Here is a 22,207-nt window from a genome sequence, read left to right on the forward strand (position 1 = left end):
GCACCTGAACCTCAAAAATCATACCCACTCGTTTCTTGTCCCAGGTCCGGATGGTTCCCTGTCGATTCAAATGTTTTGCCGGGTCGGGATTTAACGCCACCCCAACCCGGGTGCAACATGTTTTAAAATGGAAGACAAAACATGCACGTTGTAATCTACTCCCAAAGTATTGGGTATCGTCAAAAGAATTGTATCTGCTTCCTGGATAGCCTCGTCCTGCGCCAATTCTTTAATGAGCTGATCGGGTTCGGCGGCATAGCTTCTACCAAAAATCGCGCGTTTGTCGTGTTCAATCATTCCAATTTTATCACGCCGGTTGGATTCCTGCCCGAAGTAATTGCGGTCCTGGTCGTTCACCAGTGCGAAAATAGACCGGCTCACCGAAACTCTTGGTTCGCGCTCGTGCCCCGCTTTTTTCCACGCTTCTTTGTACAACCTTATCTGCTCCGCTTGCTGTACATGAAAAGGCTTGCCGCCTTCATCGTATTTCAGCGTAGAACTTTGAAGGTACATTCCGTTTTCGGCTGCCCAAACAGCAGTGGCATTAGAAGCGGCCCCCCACCAAATACGCTCCCGCAACCCTTCCGAGTAAGGTTCCAAACGCAGTAAGCCCGGCGGATTCGGAAACATCGGGTACGGATTTGGCTGTGCGAACCCTACACCTTTTAGTCTTTCCAGGAATTCCAACGCCTTTCGGCGTCCCATATCCGCGTCGGTTTCCCCCTCTGCCGGTTCGTATCCAAAATAGCGCCATCCGTCAACTACCTGTTCCGGCGAGCCCCTGCTCACTCCCAACTGCAGTCGTCCCTCCGAAATCAGATCGGCAGCGCCGGCATCTTCGACCATATACAATGGATTTTCATAACGCATGTCGATCACTCCTGTCCCAATTTCAATTTTGCTTGTTTTTGCACCAATAGCCGAAAGCAATGGAAATGGCGATGCCAGCTGAGACGCGAAATGATGTACACGAAAATAAGCGCCGTCTAAACCGATTTCTTCGGCCGCAACAGCCAGGTCAATGGACTGAAGCAATGTGTCGCTCGCTGTCCGGGCATTATATGCGGGATGGTTAGCCCAATGCCCGAACGATAAAAATCCTATTTTCTTCATAATTCGTCTTTCAAAGTAAGCTTAGAATTAGAAAGATTACGGCGCGTTAAAAGTTCCTGGTTATCGCTTACTTCTTCATATAATCAATTGAGAGTCTTATATGAAATTCTATAGACAATGCGAAGATTGGCGGTGGCTACTTCCAATCGCTGTCTTCTAAAATAAATACATCTTCCACACGAGCTTTAAATACCACGGCTATTTTCAGTGCCAATATAGCTGACGGAGTGTATTTACCGATTTCGATAGAGTTGATCGTCTGCCTGGATACACCTACCCTGCTCGCCAGATCCGCCTGTGTTAAATTGTGCTTCGCTCTTTCAACCTTCAAATGATTTTTCATTCAACAAAGTTATCTTGCTGATAGGTAAAGCCTTGAATAATAGATAACCGTTGCGACCGCAAAAACGAGAATGAGGAAATGATTTATTTCCGATAGTTGAAAGCTGATAAGCCCATGATCGTAAAGATTGCTGCTCAGCAACTTAAGGCTGTATCCTACAACAAGTGAGGTATAGGCTGATGATGTTTTGAGATGTAACGCCCGTTCATCTTCGATCTTGTCCCGGCTCACGAAGCCTATGAAGAGCCCAATCAATAAAGGAAGTTCAGCACCAGTTCGAGCGTCGAAAAACAAAACAATGACACCAATTGTCACTAGCACCACACTTAAGAGCTTAATTATTCCAGTCATGACTAGGCATGTTTGTATGAGTTCTCAAATGTAAAGTATGCTTCTCAAAAAGACAAACAAACTTATCATCTTAAACCATCTTGACCGGCCTAGTTTTCCCATGACAGGCCGATCTTGACCGGCTCCACCAATCGACTACATATTTTTCTATATTAGTAACCTCAAAAATGAATGTCTGATCGAACATGAAAATAACAGTACTATCAGATTAGGCCAACCAACGCTTCATGAAATTAATTATTACTTGCTTCCTTATCTGCTGGACTGGACTCGTTTGTGCCCAAAACTTAGTCGTCCCTACCTTACACTCATCTTCTGACAGTCTGACCATGTATTTGGATGGCCAAAAGGAAGAGTTCAATGGTATTAATAAATTAGGCAGGCAATTCGATTACAGCTTTGTAGTCCAGAAAGATTCCTCGGTCTTTGCTCTGGTTTCAAAATCTGACTCCATATCAGTGATGCTCAGGCCAAAAAAAAATACGGAGTTTAAAATTGTGAGAGAATCTACGGGTGACACGGTGACGTGCGCCTTTACCATACAAAAGCTAGTTAAACCAGCATCTTTCACTGAGAAATATAAAACAGAGAATGAAGGCAAAACCCTTATTGAGGTTCCGGAAGTATACGAGTTGATCAATATCATCTTCGCGCTTACCGATTACGGAAAAACGGGTGCTATTAAAAAAGGGACCAACTACTATAAGATCGTAACTGATCATTTTATGCCGTATAATCGGGACGCAGCTGTAAAGGCGGCAGATTCTCTGTTAAAATTTTCACCGCAGTTCTTCTACCTGCATTTAAAAATGGATAGCTATGCGTATGTTTTTTCAGGGAATAAAATTATAAACGGAGGGGTGTATGACCGCATCGCCCCGGGAGAAAAAAACGAACTGGAATATTATATTCCATTACTGGAAAAATTTGCTGAAAAGTCCGGGTTCAGAGCATTTTACAAAAAAAATCTAAATTATTATTCAAGCCTTAAAAAGGATTTCAGGGATAATATCAATACAGCCGGGATGAAAAGTTGGCTCGAAAAACAATTCCCAACTACCAAATACTCAGCTGTAAAAGTAATTTTTTCGCCTTTGGTCGGATGGAATCAATCTGCCAGCCGTTTTGAGGATAACGGCTTTACGGAGGCGCAAGCTCACGTTAACTACCCCTTTATAAACAACGAAGATAAGAAGCTGCCCGCCGATGTTCTGAAAGGACAACGCATGATGATTGCATTTACCGAGATTAATCATGCTTACCTGAATCCGGAGGCTGAAAAATATAATAAAGCAATCGGTGATGCATTAAATGACTTATCAAAATGGATTACTTCTGGAAAGCCTTCTTCCGGTTACGATAATTCGCTTGTTTGTTTTGAAGAATATATGAATTATGGATTGGTCGCTTTATACTATTCAGATATTTTTGATAAAAAGACATTCATTTCTCTTAATATGACCATTGAAAAAAATATGGTTGACTTCCGTGGTTTTCAGCGATTTAGAGAATTTAATCAGGAACTACTACGCTTATACAAGAATAGAAAAACAGGCCAAACTGTTGCCGATTTGTATCCTGCAGTTATTGAGTGGGCATCCAAATAAGAAAAGCCAGCTTCTGGTCTCCACTCACACATACATTGGTATGTTTATTTCGAATACCTTTGGTTACTTGAGACAAAAATGAGTCCTATGTCTAAACTAATTTCATGTCGTGCCTGCGACCAGCCTGTATCGGTGACGGCGGAATTTTGCCCCCATTGTGGTGAGAGAGAACCAAATCAAACGGTTTTCAGAGTGCAATCGGTTCTTATCACCACCCTCCTTTTCTTTGGACTACTATTCGTTCTCTATAGATGCATTTCCTAGGATCTTTATGCAAAATATTTTTTCGTTAGGTTAAATCTGGACATTGTCATTTGGGTCAAATTCCACGATCCATTCAATGCCATATTTATCTCTAAACATTCCGGCGTATGTACCCCAGGGACTGTCGCCAATGGGACCTTCAATATCTCCACCTTCCGACAGGCCGTTAAATATCTGGTCGGCCTCTTCCCTGCTTTCTGCACTAACCGTTATTTTAGACCTGTTTTCACTTTCGCTTACCGGCCCCATAAATTCGGGAACATCATTGGCTATTAATACATTGTGTTTGCCAATAGGCAAAGCAATGTGCATGATTTTGTTGGCTTCATTTTCGGGTACCGGAAATTCAGCGCTCGATAGGTCCCCGAAGCGGACGATCTTTGCAAATTCTCCGCCAAAAACTGATTTGTAAAAAGTGAATGCTTCTTCAGCATTTCCATTGAAGTTGATCCAGGGATTGATTGCTTTCATAATTTTTAATTCTAAAAGTGATTGTAATTTTCTTTTATGTTTTCTACGATAAAGTGGCCAACAGTTCTTCCAGGTTTTTTAAGGTCATGGCGAAGCCTATTTTGAAGCCCTCTAATAATTTCTCCAAACGCTCAAACGATTCATTGAAAATGGTAATGTCCACTTTGGTTATGCCATTTTGTTCGCTGAAATTATAATCCCATTCAGAACCCGGCAGTTCACGATTTTCGTCTTTGTCTGCAAACGCGTTGTACATTTTAAAATTGGTTTTCGGGGTAATGGATGTAAAATCCTGCACCGCCCAACGCTCCTGCCCGTCTGGGCTTATCATCGCGTAAAATCGCCGCCCGCCAACTTCAAAATTCATATACTTTGTTTTGGCGCGCATTGGGGCAGGTGCTCCCCATTGATCCAGCAATTCGGCTTTGGTAAAGGCATCCCATACTAAAGATTGCCCGGCATTAAACTCCCTGGTTATATAAACCGTTTTCGCGGTTTTGTCAACATTAAAATCAAATAGCAAATCGTTGTTCATTTTTTCTGTTCTTTAATTGTTGACAATAGTCCGTCGAGTTGATTGAACTGAATTTCCCAGTTCTGCCTGAATTGGGCTAACCAATTATCAAATTCTTGCATCTTTCTTGCATTAAAGTGATAATAAATCTCTCTGCCGCTTTGCTCAGGTTTAATCAATCCGCATTCGTGCAATACTTTAATATGTTTTGAAACTGCCTGGCGGGTCATATCAAATTTTTCCGCCATTGCATTTGGGGTTAATGCCTGGATAGCGATCAACGTTAAAATGGCCCTGCGTGTCGGATCTGATATGGCCTGAAATATATCCTGTTTCATTTTTAATTGTTAATTCCGCAACCCTCAGGTTGCAAATATAAATGCAACTTTTGAGTTGCGCAAATTTTTTGTAGAAAAAACTGCTGATCGTGAACTGGGCCAATTCATGCATTTGCAAACGACTGCCTGAATTCCAGTGGCGATTGCTGGGTTTTATTCTTAAAAAACTTATTAAAACTTTGCGAGTGCTCAAAACCGAGTTCGTGACCTATTTCACTGACATTCAGATCCGTTGTCGACAACCTCTCCTTGGCTTTTTCAACCAGTTTTTCATGAATGTACTGCTGTGCATTCCGACCGATGAGGGAGCGAAGCATGTCGCTTAAATACCCGGAAGAAACATGCAGTTGTTCGGACAAATACTGCACAGTGGGCAAACCCCTGTCGAGCGCCCTTTGGTTGTTGAGATAGTCATTCATGACGCATTCCGTTTTTTCCAAAATAGTATTGCAAGAAGCCCGGCGGGTCACAAATTGTCTTTTGTAAAAACGGCTGGCATAGCTCAATAACAATTCAAGTTGGGCAACAACAATCTCCTGACTAAATTCATCGACACGACTGTTCAGCTCACGCTCAATAATTTGGTACACCGACAAAACAATGCCTTTTTCCTGATCAGACAGATGTAAAGCTTCGTTTACCGAATAAGAGAAATAACTATATTGTTTTATCTTCTGCGCCAAAGGATATCCTAATAAAAAATCGGGATGGATAAGCAATACATAAGATTCCCCAGGCTCATGATATTCCGTTGGGCCAACCAGCTGCTGAGGCGCCATAAACATCATACTTCCTTCTTCAAAATCGTAATAACTTTGTCCGTATTTTAGCCTTCCGCTATTTTGCACATTGAATGTCACTTTATAAAAATCCAGTACATCGTAAGCAACTGCCTTATCGGGATTAAATGGATTGTTTTCATCAAAATGCGTGAGGCTTATCAATGGGTGCTGGGGTTTGGGTAAACGAAAAGCCTGATGGATTGCTGAAATCGAGCGGAACCGGAGATGATCTGATTTTTTCATTGTATGCGTTTAGACAGGAAAAACAAAATCTGCGGCGAATTCATCGCCACAGATCGAGTTCTCACAATAAATATTATCTACCAAGGGTAAACCTCCTGATTAGGGCCTGTAAAAAGTGCGGTTGGCCCGTCTTCTTCCAAAGCCACCCGGATGGGCTCAAGGGAACCTACTTCCACTGAATCCGTTCCCTGAAAATTGTTTAGCGCGGTTGCCGTGAAGCCAGGGCTCACTGCACTTACCTTGATTCCACTCTTTTCCAGTTCATTGGCAAAGGCAACGGTGACAGCATTCATGGCCGTTTTAGATGCACCGTAAATCAATTCAAAATGCGGGGCATAAGGATTTTCCGGATCCCGGGCAAGCGCAAGTGAAGCCAACCCGCTCGAAACGTTCACGATACGTGCCGCTGTAGCCTTGCGAAGCAGCGGCAGGAATGCCTGCGTTACAACTACGACACCAAAGACATTGGTTTCCCACACGGTACGCATTTCATCCACCGAACTAATGCTTGGACGATTTGCGGCCATAATTTCTTCCAGCGTCCGTCCCGGAGTCCCTGCATGCGAAATTGCAGCATTATTTACCAACAGGTCCAGTTGGCCGAAATCTTGCTGCACCGTAGCAACCGCATTTTCCACAGAACCTTTGTCAGTAACATCTATTTGAATGGCCTGAGCTTTATATCCTATCTTTTCGGCAGCAGCGACGCCATTTTGCAGATTGCGTGACCCAACATAAACGATATAGCCATTCTCGGCGAGGGCTTTGGCAATCTGAAATCCTACTCCCTGATTGGCACCTGTAACCAATGCCACTTTACTTTCCCGTACTTCCATCTCTTATTTACTTTAAGTTTGAGGAAGCAAAGTTCGGATTTGGTACAGCAGCGGTTGTAGCCAAATCAGGGCGATTTGTAGCCAGAATGAGGGTGAGATCTTTCTGCCTACTTTGCGGCAGCTATAATTTTCCGGATATCTGAGACATAGCTCACTGATACTTCCATGGCGGAAGCGATCTGCTCATCCGTGAGTAATGATTGCTTGATGAGGTTCTTTACGGCGGTTTGGGTCTTTTCCTTCCGACCCTTTTCAACAAAAATTTCTAAGGTATCCATAACCGTTTCTTTGTTTTGTATTGGTAGCGATGTGACGAATGCAAAGATTTGATCTTCGCTAAGACCGCTGTTTACGAATGTATAAACTATCAAACTTTTTTGCAAGTTCTTTTCCGTCTCGCTGGCCAGCGTCAATATCGTCGGAACTAAGGTCTTTAATCTGTCTTTCAAGACACTATATTTCATCGCTAGCAGCGATGCGGCTAGAAATTTATTATGCAGTGCCTGAATTTCTTCGTCAGGTATCTCGCCCAAATTGTGAAAAATATACTGGTAATCTGGTACAAATCCTTGCAAAGCTGGTTCGAGAATATCAAAGAGACCAGCCAGTGTTTTATATTCCAAATGGGCCTTGCCGTGATAAAGAAGTATGGGAATGATAAGCGAAGGCGCTTCCCCGTTACCGATTTGCTTCAGAAAGCCGGAAAATAGATAACTACCCATCTGGATCGGCGTATACTTATCAATATAGCTCTTATGCTCGACGAGTAACGAAATTTTCACTTCTTCAATACCATCTGCTTTCCGGCAGGTATATACGATGTCCGATATGGATTTTTGCAGATCCTTTGAGACATACGTATCAGGGAGTTGCCGAAGGGTTGAAAAGTCGAGCATATCCTGGATGTTTTGGGGAAGACAGGTCCGGAAATAATCCAGCGCGACCTGCTGGTTACCCATAATCGCCCTGATGAAGGTGTCGTGTTTTTGTGTGTGCTCGCTCATCCGGCGAAGATATAGAATGGGAAACGAGATGGACCGAACGAATTACTGCAAGGTGTCCTAACACTGCTTCCGGTAACTTTCATTGCAGCATCCGTAATTTATTCGGGCACTTCCAGATCAATTTATATAAATTGCCTTTTTAACCAAAAACCCGTTCCGCATGACACATACTACATCCAACCAAAAGATCCATGAAGGACGTAATCTTAAACGATTTCGAGAACTCCTCGGCCTCAAGCAAGATGCCCTCGCGTTTGAGCTCGGCGAAGATTGGAACCAGCAAAAAATTTCCTTACTCGAACAAAGGGAAAAGATCGATTCCGATATTTTGGAGCAAGTTGCGGCGATTTTAAAAATCCCGGTTGAGGCCATTCGGAATTTTGATGAGGATAAGGCGGTGAATATTATTTTAAATACATTTCATGAAAAAGCCTTTGAGAATTCCTTCAACAATGGCACCATTAACTTTCATCCAGTTGAAAAAATCATTCAGCTTCATGAGGAGAAGATTGCTTTATACGAGCGGATGTTGAAGGAGAAGGATGAGATGATGGGGCGGTTGGAGCGGTTGATTGGGGGGCGGTGAACAAGACAGCTTTGAGCTCCGGAGGAGCTACCTGTTTATAAAAAAAATCAGTGATCATAACTATTTGGCCCTACTTTTCTATAAACGGGGAGCCGCTCTGCGGCATTCACAAATATCTTTTGAAAGCTCAATATGAATCGAATAGTCATTCCATTTAATATGGGTGACGACAATATTCCAAAAATCACAGCACCTGTATTAATTATTTCCGGTGACAATGATGGCATGGATAAAATCGAATTGGCAAAAAAATATAAATTGCTGGGAGGCGGTGTTGCTGCCGGAATGCAGCCAATGCCAAAATCACACCTGGCCATTGTTCCCAATCAAGACCATGTTGGCCTGATGACACAAACGATATTCGGTTATTGGATCTTTTTAGAGTAAAATATGCAATCGATCCCTGCGCTTATACTTCGAACATTTCCGGCTGCCAATAGCAAACAAAAAAGTCTGCAAATCATTGATTTACAGACTTCAAGTGGAGATGCAGGGAGTCGAACCACAGCATCATCTAATTCATTATCAATAGCTTATAAACTCGCAAAAATTCGAAGTCCCGAATTTGTCCCTCATCTTTCAATAGCAAGATTGGACGATCTTGATTCATATCAAAGATACATAAGCTATGCAGGAATCGCAAATGGCTACATAAGGTACTAGCTAACAAATTTCGGTATCCTCGCTTTACCAGTGATAGGTCAGAATACGGAACGAGGGCGTGGTGACCGATCCTGGCATGATCTTCCGTGTTAATTCGCGTTGCCAAAGTTTTGTACAAGGCTTGCATAGGGAGCCCGTCGAATATTATATGGTTGCTGGCATAGCCTTGCCGCGCAACCTATTTCAATATATGAATCACTCAAAATGTTGCTTTTGTGAGTCGGTGACGCCATCCACTGGCTAACAACATGATGAGCATATGCTGCATACGTAAATGATTGCGCATTGCTGTTATCATCAGGATCAAGGAATTCATATTGATTAGATCTTTTGTCCCATCGAACACGCATATAATCACCACTGATTAGGGTTTGATAACGACCAATATTTTCCGCGATCCTTCTGAAACGTTTAGTGCATAAATCCACTCTTTTGTCAACAGTTCTTTCAAAGGTGCTATAAGGGTTGTTGTGGCCGTAATACCGTTGAAGCACCTTAGAAGCGGCGTGACTTTTGGCCGCCTTGTAAAGGCATAAATCATGTTGGAAAAGAGGTAAATTATGTTCCCTTCGCACTTTGTTAGTTGCTTGAAAAATGGCTGCATCCAAAAGTAAGGTGTCTGGCTCGATCAGCGAGATTGGTTGGGCAGTGGCACGTTGAGCAAAAAATTCCTGATCGCTCATTAAAAAATAATTTCCCGTATTTTTCTTCTGATAAAAAGATATTTGAATAAGTAGAATGACAATTATTTTTTGTCCCATATTTATAGTTTTCGTCCTTCAGGTAAAAACATCTTTTAACATAATAACTACTAATTATCCCTATCATACGAATTTAACAATATAGGCGAATTGACACCGGATGTAAAGAAAGCGAGAAAATACAGTCTCACGTTCGAGCGTTTTTGTTAGAATTTAAGTTGTTCCGAAAAACAAACCAAAAATACTAATAACTAAATAGTTAGTTCTGATCGTTACTGGCCTTTCATAGTAAACATGGATATTATGAAAGTTTGTTTTCCGTATGCAATCATCCTTTTGGCATTTGTTAGCTGCACTAAACAGCCTTCATTGCCCAATAATAGCACCTTTAATGTGACCAGTGTTCTCAATGACACTGTGTGGTTTGGAACAGGCAAGGTTCTAAGGCTAAGAGAAGAAGGGCAAAAAGTCGAGAATGTGCGGAGTTTTAACCTTGTAGTGTTTACAGATATTGATTATCCTGGTACGGGACAAGGTCCAAATCCTAAGACGAACAATGGCTGCCTAGATCCGGAATGTACCAGAACCCAAAGTTTGGTGATTTACAATATTCCCTTGAAAAAGGGCCGATTTAAGATCGCAAAGTTGGACAAGAGCAGGCAACGAAAAAATGAATACGCCAGCTTATCGTACATAGGTAATTCGGGTGGATTATATAACCTTTATGTGTATAAAGGCTTAAAACCGGGATGGATCAAGATTACGAAATTTGATAAGGCCTTGGGAATTGTGGAAGGTCGCTTTGCTATTTCATTTAATCAAGATACTCAATTAGAACTACTACCACTACGAAACAAAATGGCCGAAACGGCGCATTTTACTGATGGGCTTTTCAGGATAAAAGTCACCGATGTCTTGCTAAGGTAAGTATTTGCTGCTGCTTTAGAATGGCCACGATCTGGGCCTCGCTGAATCGATTCTTCTTCATGTTCCTTTCCTTTTATGAAAATATAATCGGAAAGCTCCATTTATTCAACGATCACTTTTGGGGGAAGCTTACAAGTATCTCTTATATCTTTGACTGATAAATTTGATACCTGTATCTTTGTATTTTTGTCCTGCAGGCATGAGCCCCGTCGCTGAGTGGATGGGCCGGTCCTCTTGACTTCAAGTTCTATGCGTTTGCTGAAACCTTTTCTTCTGCTGTTTTTCCTTAGTCTAACACCAGCGCAGGCGCAATACGAGCACCTGCTTGGTAAATCCTATTCGGAGAAAATGGCGGGGATCCACTCCATGTATAAAGATCTGATCAACATACCGGACTCGTTGCAACGGGCTAAAAAAGCGGAGCAGATCAGAATCTTTGCCCGCGCGAATCACGACAAGGCCCTGGAATTGAATGTGGATTTCTTCATGGTTTTCTGGAATGCGTTCTACCAGCGACAGCCCAAAAATATAGCGCTCAATAAATTGAAGCAGCAATTGGCAAGTGCATCAAAAGGCAATGTCGACTTTTTAAGAGCGCGTTCGCTAAGGGCATTAGCGGAGTTTTATTGGAATTTTCTGGAAAACTACGAGTTGGCTTTTGAGCAATACCTGCTGCTGGATAAAGAGCTTGCCTCCACCAACCCCGAGGATTACCCGGAAATGGCGCGGGACCTGATGCAGATTGGCAAAGCGTATTACTTTTTTCAGGACTACGCAGTTGCACGCGGCTACTTTAAAAGGGCGATCGCAGTACCTGAGATACCCATGAATACGATGGTAATCAATGATGCCAGAAATACCCTCGGCTTATGCTATGAGCGGCTCAATAACCTTGACAGCTCCGATTACTACTACGGGCAGGTACTCAAAACGCCTTTCGCCGAGGCAAAAGTTTGGAAAAGGATTGCGACGGGTAACCTTGGCGCCAACATGTACCTTCGCAAGCAATACGACAAGGCAATCCCCTTACTGGAGACCGACTTGTACGGTTCGCTTTCGGAAAACGATTTCGGGTGCGCTGCCGGGGCCTCTATCCTGTTGGCGGATATATTCAGGGAGAAGGGAAAAGTGGAGCAAGCCGCGACATTCATTCAATATGCAAAGGACAACATTGAAAAAGCCGGCCAGCCCGACCGGTTACGGCTGCTGTATCCGGTGATGAGCAGATGGTATGCGGCAAGGGGCGATAATGGGCAGTCGCAGCAATTTATGGACTCCTCGATCGCGGCGATTAACAGATACAATGAAAAGTTCAGCGCCCTGAAAGTGCTTCGGGCAAAGCAAAAGCTCGACCGGCAAAACGAGGAACTTCGCTTGGCGGAGTTCATCCTGGAAAGGCAGCAGAAAATAGCAGAGCGGAACCTGCTGATCCTGCTGGTACTGATTCTGTGCATCGTGTTTGCTCTGACCTATTTTATCCAGAAGAAACGGCAACTGGCCAACGATCTGAAACTTCAAAAGACCAAACAGGAACTGGAATTGGCTGCATTGGATCTCAGCCGTTTTACCGAGAGTATCCGCGAGAAAAACAAGCTGATCGAGAAGCTGGAAAGCCGTAACCCGGAGGAAGACAAAGCTGGGATTCTGGCGGAACTGCATCAAAGTACAATTCTGACCGAAGACGAATGGCAGTCTTTTCAGAGGCTGTTCGATAAAGCCCAACCCGGGTTTATACCGCGCGTCAGGGAAAAGTACTCCGAACTCTCTGTGGGTGAGCTGCGCTATTTTGCGCTGTGCCGGTTGAATCTCTCTACCAAAGAAATGGCCGCCATGCTTGGCGTTTCGCCTAATGCGGTACAGGTAATGGGTCACCGCATCCGGAAAAAGCTGAATCTTTCAGAACACGCTGCGCTCGAACAACTCATTAGAACGGCCTGACCAGGTCAGTCTCGCACTTTGGATTGAAGTTCGTAATATTTTAATAATCAGATTCTTACAAAATGTAAGCATTTTGTAAGCGTGCATTTTTACGTCTCTTTTTCGGGCTGCGTAAGTTTAGTTTTAAACAGCCCATACGATGATCCCATCCTCTACCCGTTTTACCTGCCGCGTTCTACTTTTTTTACTATGCGCCTTACAGGCAACCGCCCAGCAAACCCTGCCCATTTTCACCCATACCACCGGTACTGTACTCAGCAACACCAATGGTAACTGGCTAAGAGTAGACCCTGCACAGCCGAATAATATCGATCTGATCGAAAGCCGCATTTTCGAAATGCCAAAGAAGGGGAGCGGTGTCGTTGCGATTGAATTTAAGCTGGTGGGCGGTGATGGAGGTACCGCACACTACCAGAGCGGCGCTTACAATCAATTTGCGAATGGAGGAAAAGGAGGAGAGGTGAATTATCGGCTGAACCTGAATGGAACAAATACCTATGGCAAACCATTTTTGGTAACTTTTGGAAAAAAGGGAGAGAGCACCAGTTTTGACAAGGGCCTGTATTGTAGCGCAGGAGGCGGAGGTTCCACTGGAATGTTATGGTTGGTTCCCCAGGCAAAAAACTGGCACCTGTTCAAACGATGGGGCGGCCCGGCTGGGGAGGGACGCCTGATCGCAGGAGCGGGCGGCGGCAGCGGGGGATTCGCAACAGTCTTCGAGGCGGTAAGCGGCAAATCTGCCGTACGCGACGCATCTTCCAACCATTTCACAACAGGGGATGAGCCCGATATTTTTATCAGTCAGTCCTATTCCGATGCAGCTGATAAGCATGCTTTCACGTTGGTGGCAGGCGGTAGCGGGATTGATATCGAGAATCAACTACCTGCCGCGTGTTGCACCGACGATCTCAAGATGCGCCAGGCATCCAGCGTCGTTTATAGTGTATTTACTTTTCAAACCGGAGTGGTGATCGGCGGATCTAACAGCGTTTTGCAATCTGTTACACAGGGGCAAACGGGCGGCAAGCCGACGGTTCTTTACACTTCCCAGACGGGAACACCATTTATTAATGCGCTAAGTATGGGCTCATACAATGAGTATCCACTACTCAAAGCAGGTGGCAGGGGAGGTAGCGGAATGGCTGGCGGTGGAGCCGGTTCGTCGACTGTAATGCGTTTTGACATTGAATCTTTTGGTTTGGAAAGAAGAAGGCGGATTCCAACGAGCGGGGCTGGAGGTACCGGTATGGCCTTTGAACAATCCCAACCGTCGACAGATCTCGTGGCGGCTGATGACGGTTACAATGACTACTCCCGTTTTCTGGACAATGTCAGCATCAGCCCGCGGACCTCTACCAATAACCCCCAGAGCGGGTATTTCATGTACCGGACTATCGCCGATACCGAACCGCCGGTGATCAATGTGAGCAATATCGATGTCAACCCGGGCAATGGCAAATTGTATCCGTTCTATTCGGCCAATACCCCCCTCACTATGGCACTGCTGGAACCCTATCTGGGGAAGCAGAATGGCATTTACGATAATGATGCTATTAAATCCATTACATTCAGTAAAACCGAGCTAACCTGTAGTGACGTTGGGGATTCTGTCCCGGTCAATATTACAGTTACCGATTTTGCCGGTAATAGTACCAGCGGCACATTGCTGATCACTGTGAGGGATACTTTTACACCCGTTGCCACAATCGAGTATTCTCCCGACATTCTGGACCCCGGGCTTCCGTTAAGGGTCGACGTAACAAGCGGCCCCTACACACTCACAGCGGCCAATTTCCCCAAAGGATATGACGGATGCAAGGCAAATAACGTGAGGATCACTTTTCCGCCTGCAACGTTCAACTGTACCCACGCCGGTATCCCTCAGCCAGTTACTTATTATTATACAGACAGCGACGGGAATCAAAGTCCCACCTACACAAAAACATTCAATGTCGTTTACAATGCTGCTTTCAGCAAGCTGTATGTAGATCATACTGCCACCGGCGCGAACAACGGATCGTCCTGGGCAAATGCATACACCAGTCTGCAGAACGCGCTACAAAATACCTGCTCCAGCAATGGACGGGAAATATATATTGCCACAGGAACGTACAGTCCCGACTTCAGCAACCGCAATGCTACGTTCACTTTACGGGCAAATGACCGGCTGTACGGAGGCTTTCCTAATGGCGGCGATACTTTTGAAAACCGAAACCCACAAGTCAATCCGGTTATACTTTCAGGAGAACTCGCCTCACCGCACGCAACAGATAACAGCTATCATGTCGTGACAATAACCGGAAGCAAGACGGTACTGGAAGGTTTTACAATCCGGGGCGGGTACGCCGACAATGATGCCGATACCGGGGGCGGAGGCCTTGTTCTGAGACAAACTGAAATTAATTTGAGCGAGTCCCACCACGCCACCATTCGCAACTGCAAGTTTCTGGATAACTACGGCACAAAAGGCGGAGCGGTTTACACCGACCACCGGAATGCGTCTCTTTTCAATTATCTGAATTTTCAAAATTGCTTGTTTGAGGATAACCATGCTGCTTCCGACGGCGGAGCGGTATATCTGAGCAACCAGACAATCTGGGATAACATGCGGCAAACCTTTGTCAACTGCGTGTTTCACAATAACAGTGCTACTTCCAACAGCGGTGCTCTACATGCGCAGCCCAATTCGAAGGTTAGTGTGGTAAACTGTACCTTCGCCTACAACAGCGCAGGCACTAGTGCGGGAGCTGTCGGCAACTGGGGTACAGTCCTGCTGCACAACAGTATCCTGTATTTTGATACAGTGGCCGGTGCCGCGAGCGAACTGGCCGGCACCGGCGTTTTCGAGGCCGATTACAGTATCATCCAGGGCAGTGGCGGCAGTGGCGCATGGAGCCTGTCGCTGGCTGAGGACAAAGGCAATAACCTGGATACAGACCCACTTTTTTACGCATCGCCGTCGAGTACGCTGCCGACATTGACCCTTACGCTGCAAAGCCCGGCCCGCAACAGCGGACGCAACGATTACAACGGGGAGCCTTATGATGCAACAGGTTTTCATGTACGTGTGAGCCAGGACGTCATCGACATGGGAGCGTATGAAACCAACTCGGTGGTATATGTGGCGGCAGATGCCGCCAATGGCGGCGACGGAAGTACGTGGGCGGCCGCAATGAATAACCTCAACGAGGCCATAGAGGTCGCAGGAACGGGAAGCATGCAGCGGGACATCTGGATCAAGGAAGGAATCTACCGGCCCGACCGGGTCGCCAGTATCAATAACACGCCCACGCCCGGCAACAGGGAAAATACCTTTAATATACGGACTTCGAAGGTCTACGGTGGCTTTGCGGGCAACGAAACGAGCATTTCCCAGCGCAACATCGGGCTGCATCCGACGATACTCAGCGGAGATATAGGCGTGCAAAACAATCTGTCCGACAATGTCTACCATGTGTTGACGTCTATAGTGGGAGATTCCCGACTCGACGGGTTGATTATTGAAGGGGGTAATGCGGATGGTGAAGGCGAGAATGCGAACGGAGGAGGTTTGATCGAATTTCCGGGTGCGGATGCTAAAAAGACGGTTGTCAATTGTGTATTCCGAAACAACCACGCCACTGGTTTTGGCGGGGCCGTATATGTGACGGAAGGCAGGTTCCACCCTGTTACAAATTTTGTCCAATGTGTTTTCTACGGCAACACGGCAGCGCAAGGAGCTGCGGTTTATCTGAGCCTGTCAAATCCACATTCCGAAGCATTTGACATGAACTTCCATCACGTTACCGCGGTGAACAATATTTCATCCACCGCCGGTGCCGGCGCGTTTGAAGCACGGGAAATGATCAGTTCCCGGTATGCGAAGATAAGTTTCGTTAATTCGTTGCTGGTAGCCAATACGCCCCAAAACTACAGCGACGCAGGCAATCCCGGTCGTATCACGCTCACGAATACGTATACCCATGCAACCGGCACAGGTGTATTTGCCAATGCAATAAACCCTGCGGGAGCCGATGGGAAAATGATGACTTCTGACGATGGCCTGCAATTGTCGCCCAACAGCCCTGCAATCAGTTTTGGTGACCAGGTACTCGCCTTTGCTGGATTAGAAAAAGATATAACCGGAGCCCAGCGTGTTCTCAACCGGCTCGACGCCGGCGCTTATGAAAGTCCCTATGCTGCACCGATCACTCCCGAAAACGGAATTATCTATGTAAAACAAGCTGCCACCGGTGAGGGCACGGGCAGCAGCTGGCAACATGCTACCAGCGACCTGCACAACGCTATCCACACGACCGGTGTACAAAAAGTATTTGTGGCCACCGGAACTTACAAAGTAGGCGAAAATAGTTTCATCATGCGAAACGGAGTCGAGATATACGGCGGCTTTGACCCTGACAATGGTATTGTAGATCTTTCGCACAAACGTATCATGCCTGCTACTTCCACCAAGCGTGGTTCTGTATTGGATGGTGAAAACGTAAGGCCTGTTATCTGGAACATATTTACATCCAACGATGAGATGGACAATTCGGCTGTGCTGGATGGATTTATGATTACGCAAGGGGCTTTTCCGCATGGAGCAGGTGTTCGCAATGTACATGCTTCGCCCACATTACGTAATCTAGTGATCTGGAACAACCGGGCATCGGTAGCGGGTGCCGGTGTTTTTAATGAGAATTCGAGCCCCTTGATTACTAATGCGTTGATCGGGGGAAATGAGATTGCCAATTCCAATGCAGGCGCGACCGGTTACGGAGCAGGGGTTTATAACGGGGCCTCCTCGGCGACAGTGCTCACGAACGTGACCATTACAGACAACGTGTTGGCAGTACCCGCGGGTAATATGAAAGGAGCCGGCGTTTACAGCAACAATTCTTCGCCTGAAATCTATAACAGCATCATCTGGAACAACCAAAAGTCGGGCAATTCTAATACCTCCGGGGCGGATCTGGAAAATGAAGGTACGGTGTCGCTGTCCTTAAAAAACAGTATCACCCAGATTTACAGTACTGGCAATCCTGACGATCACAACAAGGTGGCTACCAATCCCCTGTTTACCACCGATTATAGCCTGCCTGCCGCCTCACCGGCCGTAGATGCGGGAGACAACGCCTTTTACCCCGATCTGACGGCTGGTACCCAAGACCTGGCCGGGAATCCGAGGGTCAGCCATTTCGGTAGCAATAAGCCGGTCGATATGGGTGCCTATGAAAGCAAGAGCGCCAACACACGCTGGTATGTAAATGCGGCTCAGGACGGCCCGACGCGGGATGGAGCATCCTGGGCTACAGCCCTTGCCAGGCTTGAGGAAGGTATCGCCGCGGCAAAATCCGGCGATACGGTGTGGGTGGCCAAGGGTAGTTATGTACCGAAAGTTGCAGGAACGTCGTTCGAAATGAAAAGTGGCGTGAAAATCTACGGAGGGTTTGCGGCAACCGAGATAGAACTCGCGGATCGTGACCTGGGAGGGGGACATAATGCGATTCTTGAAGGAAATGGTGCTAGCGTAATCGTCAATGCCGACGTTGACGATGGCGCCTTGCTCGACGGCTTTGTAATACAAAATGGAACTACCTCTTCCAGAGGCGGCGCTGTGAGGAACTCCAATAGCAACATTCAATTCCAAAACGTGGTGTTTACCCGGAACGAAGCATCCGACGGAGGTGCTATTGCCAATATCGGCTCTCACGTAACGATTCGGAATGCAGTGTTTTACGCAAACCAGGCAAATCAAAATGGCGGTGCAATCCATAATGAGGCTTCCTCCACTGACGTTATTCACGTCACCTTCTATGGTAATAGCGCACAAAATGGCAGCGTATCCGCCCAGCAGGATGGCGGCGAGCTCATGGTAGGAAACAGTATTTCCTGGGGCAATACCGGCGGCGAGTGGCATAGCTCAGGGGCAGCATCGGCTACTACTGTTACCTTTTCCTTGTTGCAGTCCGACCAAGACGGCGCAGGTAATTTTTTTCGGAGTGATCCGAAGTTCAGTTACCCAGATATGCCTGCTGGTTTTGACGGATTTTGGTTCACAGCTGACGATGGACTTACAGCCTCTAATCAGTCCAGATTTATGAACAAAGGCGACAATGCACTGGCAGCGGGAATCGGAAGAGACATTATTGGCTCAGAGCGGGTGCAGCAGGGCATTGCCGATATGGGAGCCTACGAAAGTAGCCTTCCCGATTTTTGCGAGAACGTCCTTGCTAGTGGTAGCGGCAAGCTGTATGTGAATGCAGGAGTACCAGCAACCGGTGACGGGCTTTCGTGGAGCGGAGCCTTCAAAACGCTAACCGAGGCGCTGGAAATTGCCAATTCCTGCAATGCGGTAGATACAATCTGGATCGCCGAGGGAACTTATTATCCGACGGGTAGTCTTTCTACGGGAGATAGATCCCAAAGCTTTGTAATAACGCGCAGCGACATTAATTTACTGGGCGGGTTCAGTAGCAGCAGCCCCGCGACGCGGAATGCCGGCTTGCACAAGACAATTTTGAGTGGCAATATAAATGATGACGCCCTGACCAGCGACAATAGCTTCCACGTGATTAGGCTGAATGCTTCCGGCGGGCATATCACGCTTGACGGGCTGACTATTACCGGAGGTATAGCGGACGGAGCCTTAGTCCCGAACAAGTACGGCGGCGGGCTATATAGCGATGATCAGGGCACCAGAACCAGCCTCACCATTACTAACTGCATATTTACCCAAAATGCTGCTGGACAGGGCGGAGCGATTTACGGTGCAAATTCGGATCTGAGTTTTACCAATGTAGCAATTACCGACAATCGCGCCAGCCATCAGGGCGGCGGTATTGAGAGCATCTCGGGCTCGGTGTCGCTGATAAACACTACCGTTGCAGGCAACGCCTCGCCTAGTGCCGTGGAAGTGAAGAACGGCGCATTTCTTATTCGCAATTCTATTGTTTATGGAGCAGTTACTGAGGGATATCTCGCCTACCATTCTATGGTCACAGGTGTTGCACTCACCGACGGCAACATCGATGCATCTGCCGTACCGTTAGAAGAAGTTTTCAACAATACAACATTTGGAGATTTCGGTCTGAAAACGTGCAGTCCAGCAATTAACGCAGGTATGCCCGATGTCAGTGCCCTAGATCTTCCAGAGGTCGACTTGGCAGGACAGGAACGCATTTTTGGTGACCAAATCGACATGGGCGCCTACGAGAATGTACAGGTAGCTAACAACACCGGAATTGTGTCGGGCGGAACCGTGCTTGCACGAAGCCAGAAAGGAAACGGGACGACTCAATACAGGGACCCTTGCAATTTACTGGCTGTCTCGATTGCCACTTCCGGGGAACCATCCAGCATCCGTGGCAATACAACTGCAACCGTCTGGGTCGATGCTGTCCAAAACAGCCAATATGTTAAAAGGCATTTCCAAATCATGCCCACGACAGATGGCGAAACGAGTACGGGACGGCTAACACTTTACTTTACCCAACAGGAGTTTGACGCCTTCAATGCGGTCAATACAACAAAGTTACCAGCGCGGGCAGATGACTCTGCGGGCAAGTCAAATCTTTTGATTGAAAAAAAGGGAGGGGTGAGCAGTGACGGATCAGGTCTTCCTGCCACTTATCAAGGGTCTCTGCAAACGATCAATCCGTCAGATTCGGAAATCAACTGGGATAGCAGCACTTCCCGATGGGAAGTAAGTTTTGAGGTGACCGGTTTTAGCGGTTTTTTTGTGAAGACAACAAGTGCAGCCCTCCCGGTACGATGGATTTCCTTTGCCGCCAAAATGGACGAGGAGGGTTATGCCAGACTTGAATGGAAGGTTGATCAGACAAATGTATCGGACTACCAGATTGAAAGAAGCGGCAACGCAAGAGGCTTCCGCCCCATAGGCAGGGTGGCGGGAAGCAATGACGGAAGAGCACAATACAGTTTCACAGACTCCACCAAAGTGACTGGCACAGTTTACTACCGCATTCGCCAATCCGATTTGGATGCCACATTCAGTTACAGCAAGATTACCAGCGTTAATGCCGCAGAGCCAGTTTCGCTAGCGGCGTACCCAAACCCTGTCAAAGAGCGGGTGACACTTCACGTCAGCCCCGCGTACATTGGAACCCGCCTACGACTGGCAAGCGCATCAGGAGTTACTTTGCAGCAGCTGGAAATTTCCGGCCAAACCGTCACAATCAATCTGGATAAGTATACGGCAGGAGTATACATCGTATCTACTTTCGATGGAAAAGTGGTCAAACTTATCAAGTATTAATCAATAACATACCTCCTGCCTTAAACCCGCCAGAAAACGGAGAGTTCTGCAAATAGTAGATGATTCTCATTACACAAAAGTATATTATGAAGCGCAAAGAGGTACCACCAAAATCATCCGAAGTTTAGAATATGTTGGAATGCTGGGAAAATGAATTATGGCTGGTACCGCAAAACGTACAATCGGTACGACTAGTTTAATCCGTGATGAGCAGGGGACGAACGTCTCACGCTCGAGCGTTTTGTGAGAATGGTGAGGGACAGGTGTGAATGTCCTCTCGTTGAAAAATTAAATGTGCAACACAGTAGATTTAGCTACAATTTACATTGTGATGTGTAAACACACCATCTAGGAGACATTCACACCTTGCAAATGGACTTCCTATCAGTTTTGGTGGCGAATGTCGATAAACGGTCAGAATAAGCTTTACGATTAACCATACGGACTAATGGTAAAGCTTCCCTTCCTTTCAACTCGTTTGTGAATGTTTAAGATACAATATAAAATACAGTCAGAACAATTTAATGATGTGCGAAACATAACGGAAGATGAAATTCATTACGATTTTCTGTTGGGCAGCTTGTCGCTGCTTGCTTCCGATGCAGAGATTGATATGGAATGGGATTGGATACCTCTGTTGGACTTCGCCTATTGTATGAAGGAAATTGTCTTTGCGCTAAAGAAATATGATGTCGCATTTGAAATTTTCGAATTTACAGAGAATTCTGAGATCCTAAAATTTTCACTGCACAACGATCAATTAAAAGTTAGTGCTTCTTTCTCATCAATCTTTATAGATACATCACTGACTGATTTTGAAAGTGCCGTGATGGATTTTCATCTGAGCATCAGTAATTACATTCGTACAAATGTTATCGAGCTGCCAAAAGTTTTATCCAAATATCTTTTCGTTGAAAGGTAGAGTAAGAAAAGATTGTCACTCATTCCCAAAACGTTAGGCGGCTAACTTCCCGACCTATCAGTATTTGACAAGGTCTCAGATAACTTCCGAAATCTATTATCAAGGTGACTGACCCACTGTTCATTATTAGAATGGAGCATTTTCCGAGAATTATATATAAATTAGTTATATATCGTATATTTAGTACTCAGCTTTGACTTTTACTGATGCGGCGATTCTGTTTTTATCTTATTCTTTTGATCAGCTTCTACTGCCCTGGCTGTGATGGGTTAGACGAGCCAATCCGTCTAGAAAAAATTGTTTTTCATTCCAGTATGTGTTTCGGCGACTGCTCCGTGTATTCCGCC

General features: G+C 45.9%; 17 protein-coding genes. 7 read left to right on the forward strand and 10 right to left on the reverse strand.

The genetic code is table 11. The features are described 5' to 3' along the window. Positions 1-90 precede the first annotated feature (90 nt). The 3 genes from LZG72_RS18665 to LZG72_RS18675 all read right to left on the reverse strand — a co-directional run bounded on the left by LZG72_RS18665 (position 91) and on the right by LZG72_RS18675 (position 1,807). The gene (locus tag LZG72_RS18665; protein ID WP_233875895.1) at positions 91-1,113 is read right to left on the reverse strand and encodes an LLM class flavin-dependent oxidoreductase; all 1,023 of its coding nucleotides are present in this window, start codon (positions 1,111-1,113) and stop codon (positions 91-93) included. Positions 1,114-1,249: 136 nt separating this feature from the next. Further along, positions 1,250-1,456, reverse strand: a complete 207-nt coding sequence (locus LZG72_RS18670; RefSeq protein WP_233875897.1) for a helix-turn-helix transcriptional regulator — start codon at positions 1,454-1,456, stop codon at positions 1,250-1,252. A 9-nt stretch (positions 1,457-1,465) separates the two neighbouring features. Continuing rightward, positions 1,466-1,807, reverse strand: coding sequence for a hypothetical protein (locus LZG72_RS18675; RefSeq protein WP_233875899.1), 342 nt, complete (start codon positions 1,805-1,807; stop codon positions 1,466-1,468). 227 nt (positions 1,808-2,034) lie between these two features. Between LZG72_RS18675 and LZG72_RS18680 the strand changes: the two genes are divergently transcribed. Beyond that, entirely contained in the window at positions 2,035-3,414 is a 1,380-nt protein-coding gene (locus tag LZG72_RS18680; RefSeq protein ID WP_233875902.1) for a DUF4932 domain-containing protein, read from the forward strand. 294 nt (positions 3,415-3,708) lie between these two features. Here the strand turns inward: LZG72_RS18680 and LZG72_RS18685 are convergent, their stop codons facing one another. The 6 genes from LZG72_RS18685 to LZG72_RS18710 all read right to left on the reverse strand — a co-directional run bounded on the left by LZG72_RS18685 (position 3,709) and on the right by LZG72_RS18710 (position 7,866). After that, entirely contained in the window at positions 3,709-4,149 is a 441-nt protein-coding gene (locus tag LZG72_RS18685) for a VOC family protein (RefSeq protein WP_233875904.1), read from the reverse strand. 43 nt (positions 4,150-4,192) lie between these two features. Next, positions 4,193-4,684 carry an SRPBCC domain-containing protein gene (locus LZG72_RS18690; protein ID WP_233875906.1) on the reverse strand — a complete coding sequence of 164 codons (492 nt, stop codon included), beginning with the start codon at positions 4,682-4,684 and terminating at the stop codon, positions 4,193-4,195. Beyond that, positions 4,681-5,001 carry a helix-turn-helix transcriptional regulator gene (locus LZG72_RS18695; protein WP_233875908.1) on the reverse strand — a complete coding sequence of 107 codons (321 nt, stop codon included), beginning with the start codon at positions 4,999-5,001 and terminating at the stop codon, positions 4,681-4,683. The genes LZG72_RS18690 and LZG72_RS18695 overlap by 4 nt, the downstream gene beginning before the upstream one ends. A gap of 104 nt (positions 5,002-5,105) precedes the next feature. Next, on the reverse strand, positions 5,106-6,026 hold the full coding sequence (locus tag LZG72_RS18700) for an AraC family transcriptional regulator (protein WP_233875910.1): 921 nt from the start codon (positions 6,024-6,026) through the stop codon (positions 5,106-5,108). Positions 6,027-6,103: 77 nt separating this feature from the next. After that, on the reverse strand, positions 6,104-6,862 hold the full coding sequence (locus LZG72_RS18705; protein WP_233875912.1) for an SDR family NAD(P)-dependent oxidoreductase: 759 nt from the start codon (positions 6,860-6,862) through the stop codon (positions 6,104-6,106). A 107-nt stretch (positions 6,863-6,969) separates the two neighbouring features. Continuing rightward, the gene (locus LZG72_RS18710) at positions 6,970-7,866 is read right to left on the reverse strand and encodes an Rpn family recombination-promoting nuclease/putative transposase (RefSeq protein ID WP_233875914.1); all 897 of its coding nucleotides are present in this window, start codon (positions 7,864-7,866) and stop codon (positions 6,970-6,972) included. Positions 7,867-8,026: 160 nt separating this feature from the next. Here LZG72_RS18710 and LZG72_RS18715 point away from each other — a divergent pair, with 160 nt between their 5' ends. Together LZG72_RS18715 and LZG72_RS18720 are read left to right on the forward strand one after the other, a co-directional pair. Further along, on the forward strand, positions 8,027-8,452 hold the full coding sequence (locus LZG72_RS18715; protein WP_233875916.1) for a helix-turn-helix transcriptional regulator: 426 nt from the start codon (positions 8,027-8,029) through the stop codon (positions 8,450-8,452). A gap of 132 nt (positions 8,453-8,584) precedes the next feature. Further along, a complete protein-coding gene (locus LZG72_RS18720) occupies positions 8,585-8,839 on the forward strand; it encodes an alpha/beta fold hydrolase (RefSeq protein ID WP_233875918.1) in 255 nt (84 codons plus the stop codon). 365 nt (positions 8,840-9,204) lie between these two features. Here the strand turns inward: LZG72_RS18720 and LZG72_RS18725 are convergent, their stop codons facing one another. After that, the gene (locus LZG72_RS18725) at positions 9,205-9,876 is read right to left on the reverse strand and encodes a CAP domain-containing protein (RefSeq protein WP_233875920.1); all 672 of its coding nucleotides are present in this window, start codon (positions 9,874-9,876) and stop codon (positions 9,205-9,207) included. 243 nt (positions 9,877-10,119) lie between these two features. Here LZG72_RS18725 and LZG72_RS18730 point away from each other — a divergent pair, with 243 nt between their 5' ends. The 4 genes from LZG72_RS18730 (at position 10,120) to LZG72_RS18745 (ending at position 21,860) form a co-directional block, all read left to right on the forward strand. Next, a complete protein-coding gene (locus LZG72_RS18730; RefSeq protein ID WP_233875922.1) occupies positions 10,120-10,743 on the forward strand; it encodes a hypothetical protein in 624 nt (207 codons plus the stop codon). A gap of 249 nt (positions 10,744-10,992) precedes the next feature. Next, positions 10,993-12,681: a hypothetical protein gene (locus LZG72_RS18735; protein WP_233875924.1), complete on the forward strand. Its 1,689-nt coding sequence runs from the start codon at positions 10,993-10,995 to the stop codon at positions 12,679-12,681. A 139-nt stretch (positions 12,682-12,820) separates the two neighbouring features. Then, the gene (locus LZG72_RS18740; protein ID WP_233875926.1) at positions 12,821-20,938 is read left to right on the forward strand and encodes a choice-of-anchor Q domain-containing protein; all 8,118 of its coding nucleotides are present in this window, start codon (positions 12,821-12,823) and stop codon (positions 20,936-20,938) included. 484 nt (positions 20,939-21,422) lie between these two features. Next, positions 21,423-21,860 carry a hypothetical protein gene (locus LZG72_RS18745; protein WP_233875928.1) on the forward strand — a complete coding sequence of 146 codons (438 nt, stop codon included), beginning with the start codon at positions 21,423-21,425 and terminating at the stop codon, positions 21,858-21,860. Positions 21,861-22,207 lie beyond the last annotated feature (347 nt).

This window comes from Dyadobacter sp. CY323 (assembly GCF_021390245.1).
Lineage (GTDB): Bacteria > Bacteroidota > Bacteroidia > Cytophagales > Spirosomataceae > Dyadobacter.

Bases quoted from the DNA above. Each gene is read 5' to 3' on its own strand.
- LZG72_RS18725 (WP_233875920.1), bottom strand. From the start codon at position 9,876: ATGGGACAAAAAATAATTGTCATTCTACTTATTCAAATATCTTTTTAT.
- LZG72_RS18695 (WP_233875908.1), bottom strand. From the start codon at position 5,001: ATGAAACAGGATATATTTCAGGCCATATCAGATCCGACACGCAGGGCC.
- LZG72_RS18690 (WP_233875906.1), bottom strand. From the start codon at position 4,684: ATGAACAACGATTTGCTATTTGATTTTAATGTTGACAAAACCGCGAAA.
- LZG72_RS18735 (WP_233875924.1), top strand. From the start codon at position 10,993: ATGCGTTTGCTGAAACCTTTTCTTCTGCTGTTTTTCCTTAGTCTAACA.
- LZG72_RS18705 (WP_233875912.1), bottom strand. From the start codon at position 6,862: ATGGAAGTACGGGAAAGTAAAGTGGCATTGGTTACAGGTGCCAATCAG.
- LZG72_RS18745 (WP_233875928.1), top strand. From the start codon at position 21,423: ATGTTTAAGATACAATATAAAATACAGTCAGAACAATTTAATGATGTG.
- LZG72_RS18720 (WP_233875918.1), top strand. From the start codon at position 8,585: ATGAATCGAATAGTCATTCCATTTAATATGGGTGACGACAATATTCCA.
- LZG72_RS18680 (WP_233875902.1), top strand. From the start codon at position 2,035: ATGAAATTAATTATTACTTGCTTCCTTATCTGCTGGACTGGACTCGTT.
- LZG72_RS18675 (WP_233875899.1), bottom strand. From the start codon at position 1,807: ATGACTGGAATAATTAAGCTCTTAAGTGTGGTGCTAGTGACAATTGGT.
- LZG72_RS18715 (WP_233875916.1), top strand. From the start codon at position 8,027: ATGACACATACTACATCCAACCAAAAGATCCATGAAGGACGTAATCTT.
- LZG72_RS18740 (WP_233875926.1), top strand. From the start codon at position 12,821: ATGATCCCATCCTCTACCCGTTTTACCTGCCGCGTTCTACTTTTTTTA.
- LZG72_RS18730 (WP_233875922.1), top strand. From the start codon at position 10,120: ATGAAAGTTTGTTTTCCGTATGCAATCATCCTTTTGGCATTTGTTAGC.
- LZG72_RS18670 (WP_233875897.1), bottom strand. From the start codon at position 1,456: ATGAAAAATCATTTGAAGGTTGAAAGAGCGAAGCACAATTTAACACAG.
- LZG72_RS18685 (WP_233875904.1), bottom strand. From the start codon at position 4,149: ATGAAAGCAATCAATCCCTGGATCAACTTCAATGGAAATGCTGAAGAA.
- LZG72_RS18700 (WP_233875910.1), bottom strand. From the start codon at position 6,026: ATGAAAAAATCAGATCATCTCCGGTTCCGCTCGATTTCAGCAATCCAT.
- LZG72_RS18665 (WP_233875895.1), bottom strand. From the start codon at position 1,113: ATGAAGAAAATAGGATTTTTATCGTTCGGGCATTGGGCTAACCATCCC.
- LZG72_RS18710 (WP_233875914.1), bottom strand. From the start codon at position 7,866: ATGAGCGAGCACACACAAAAACACGACACCTTCATCAGGGCGATTATG.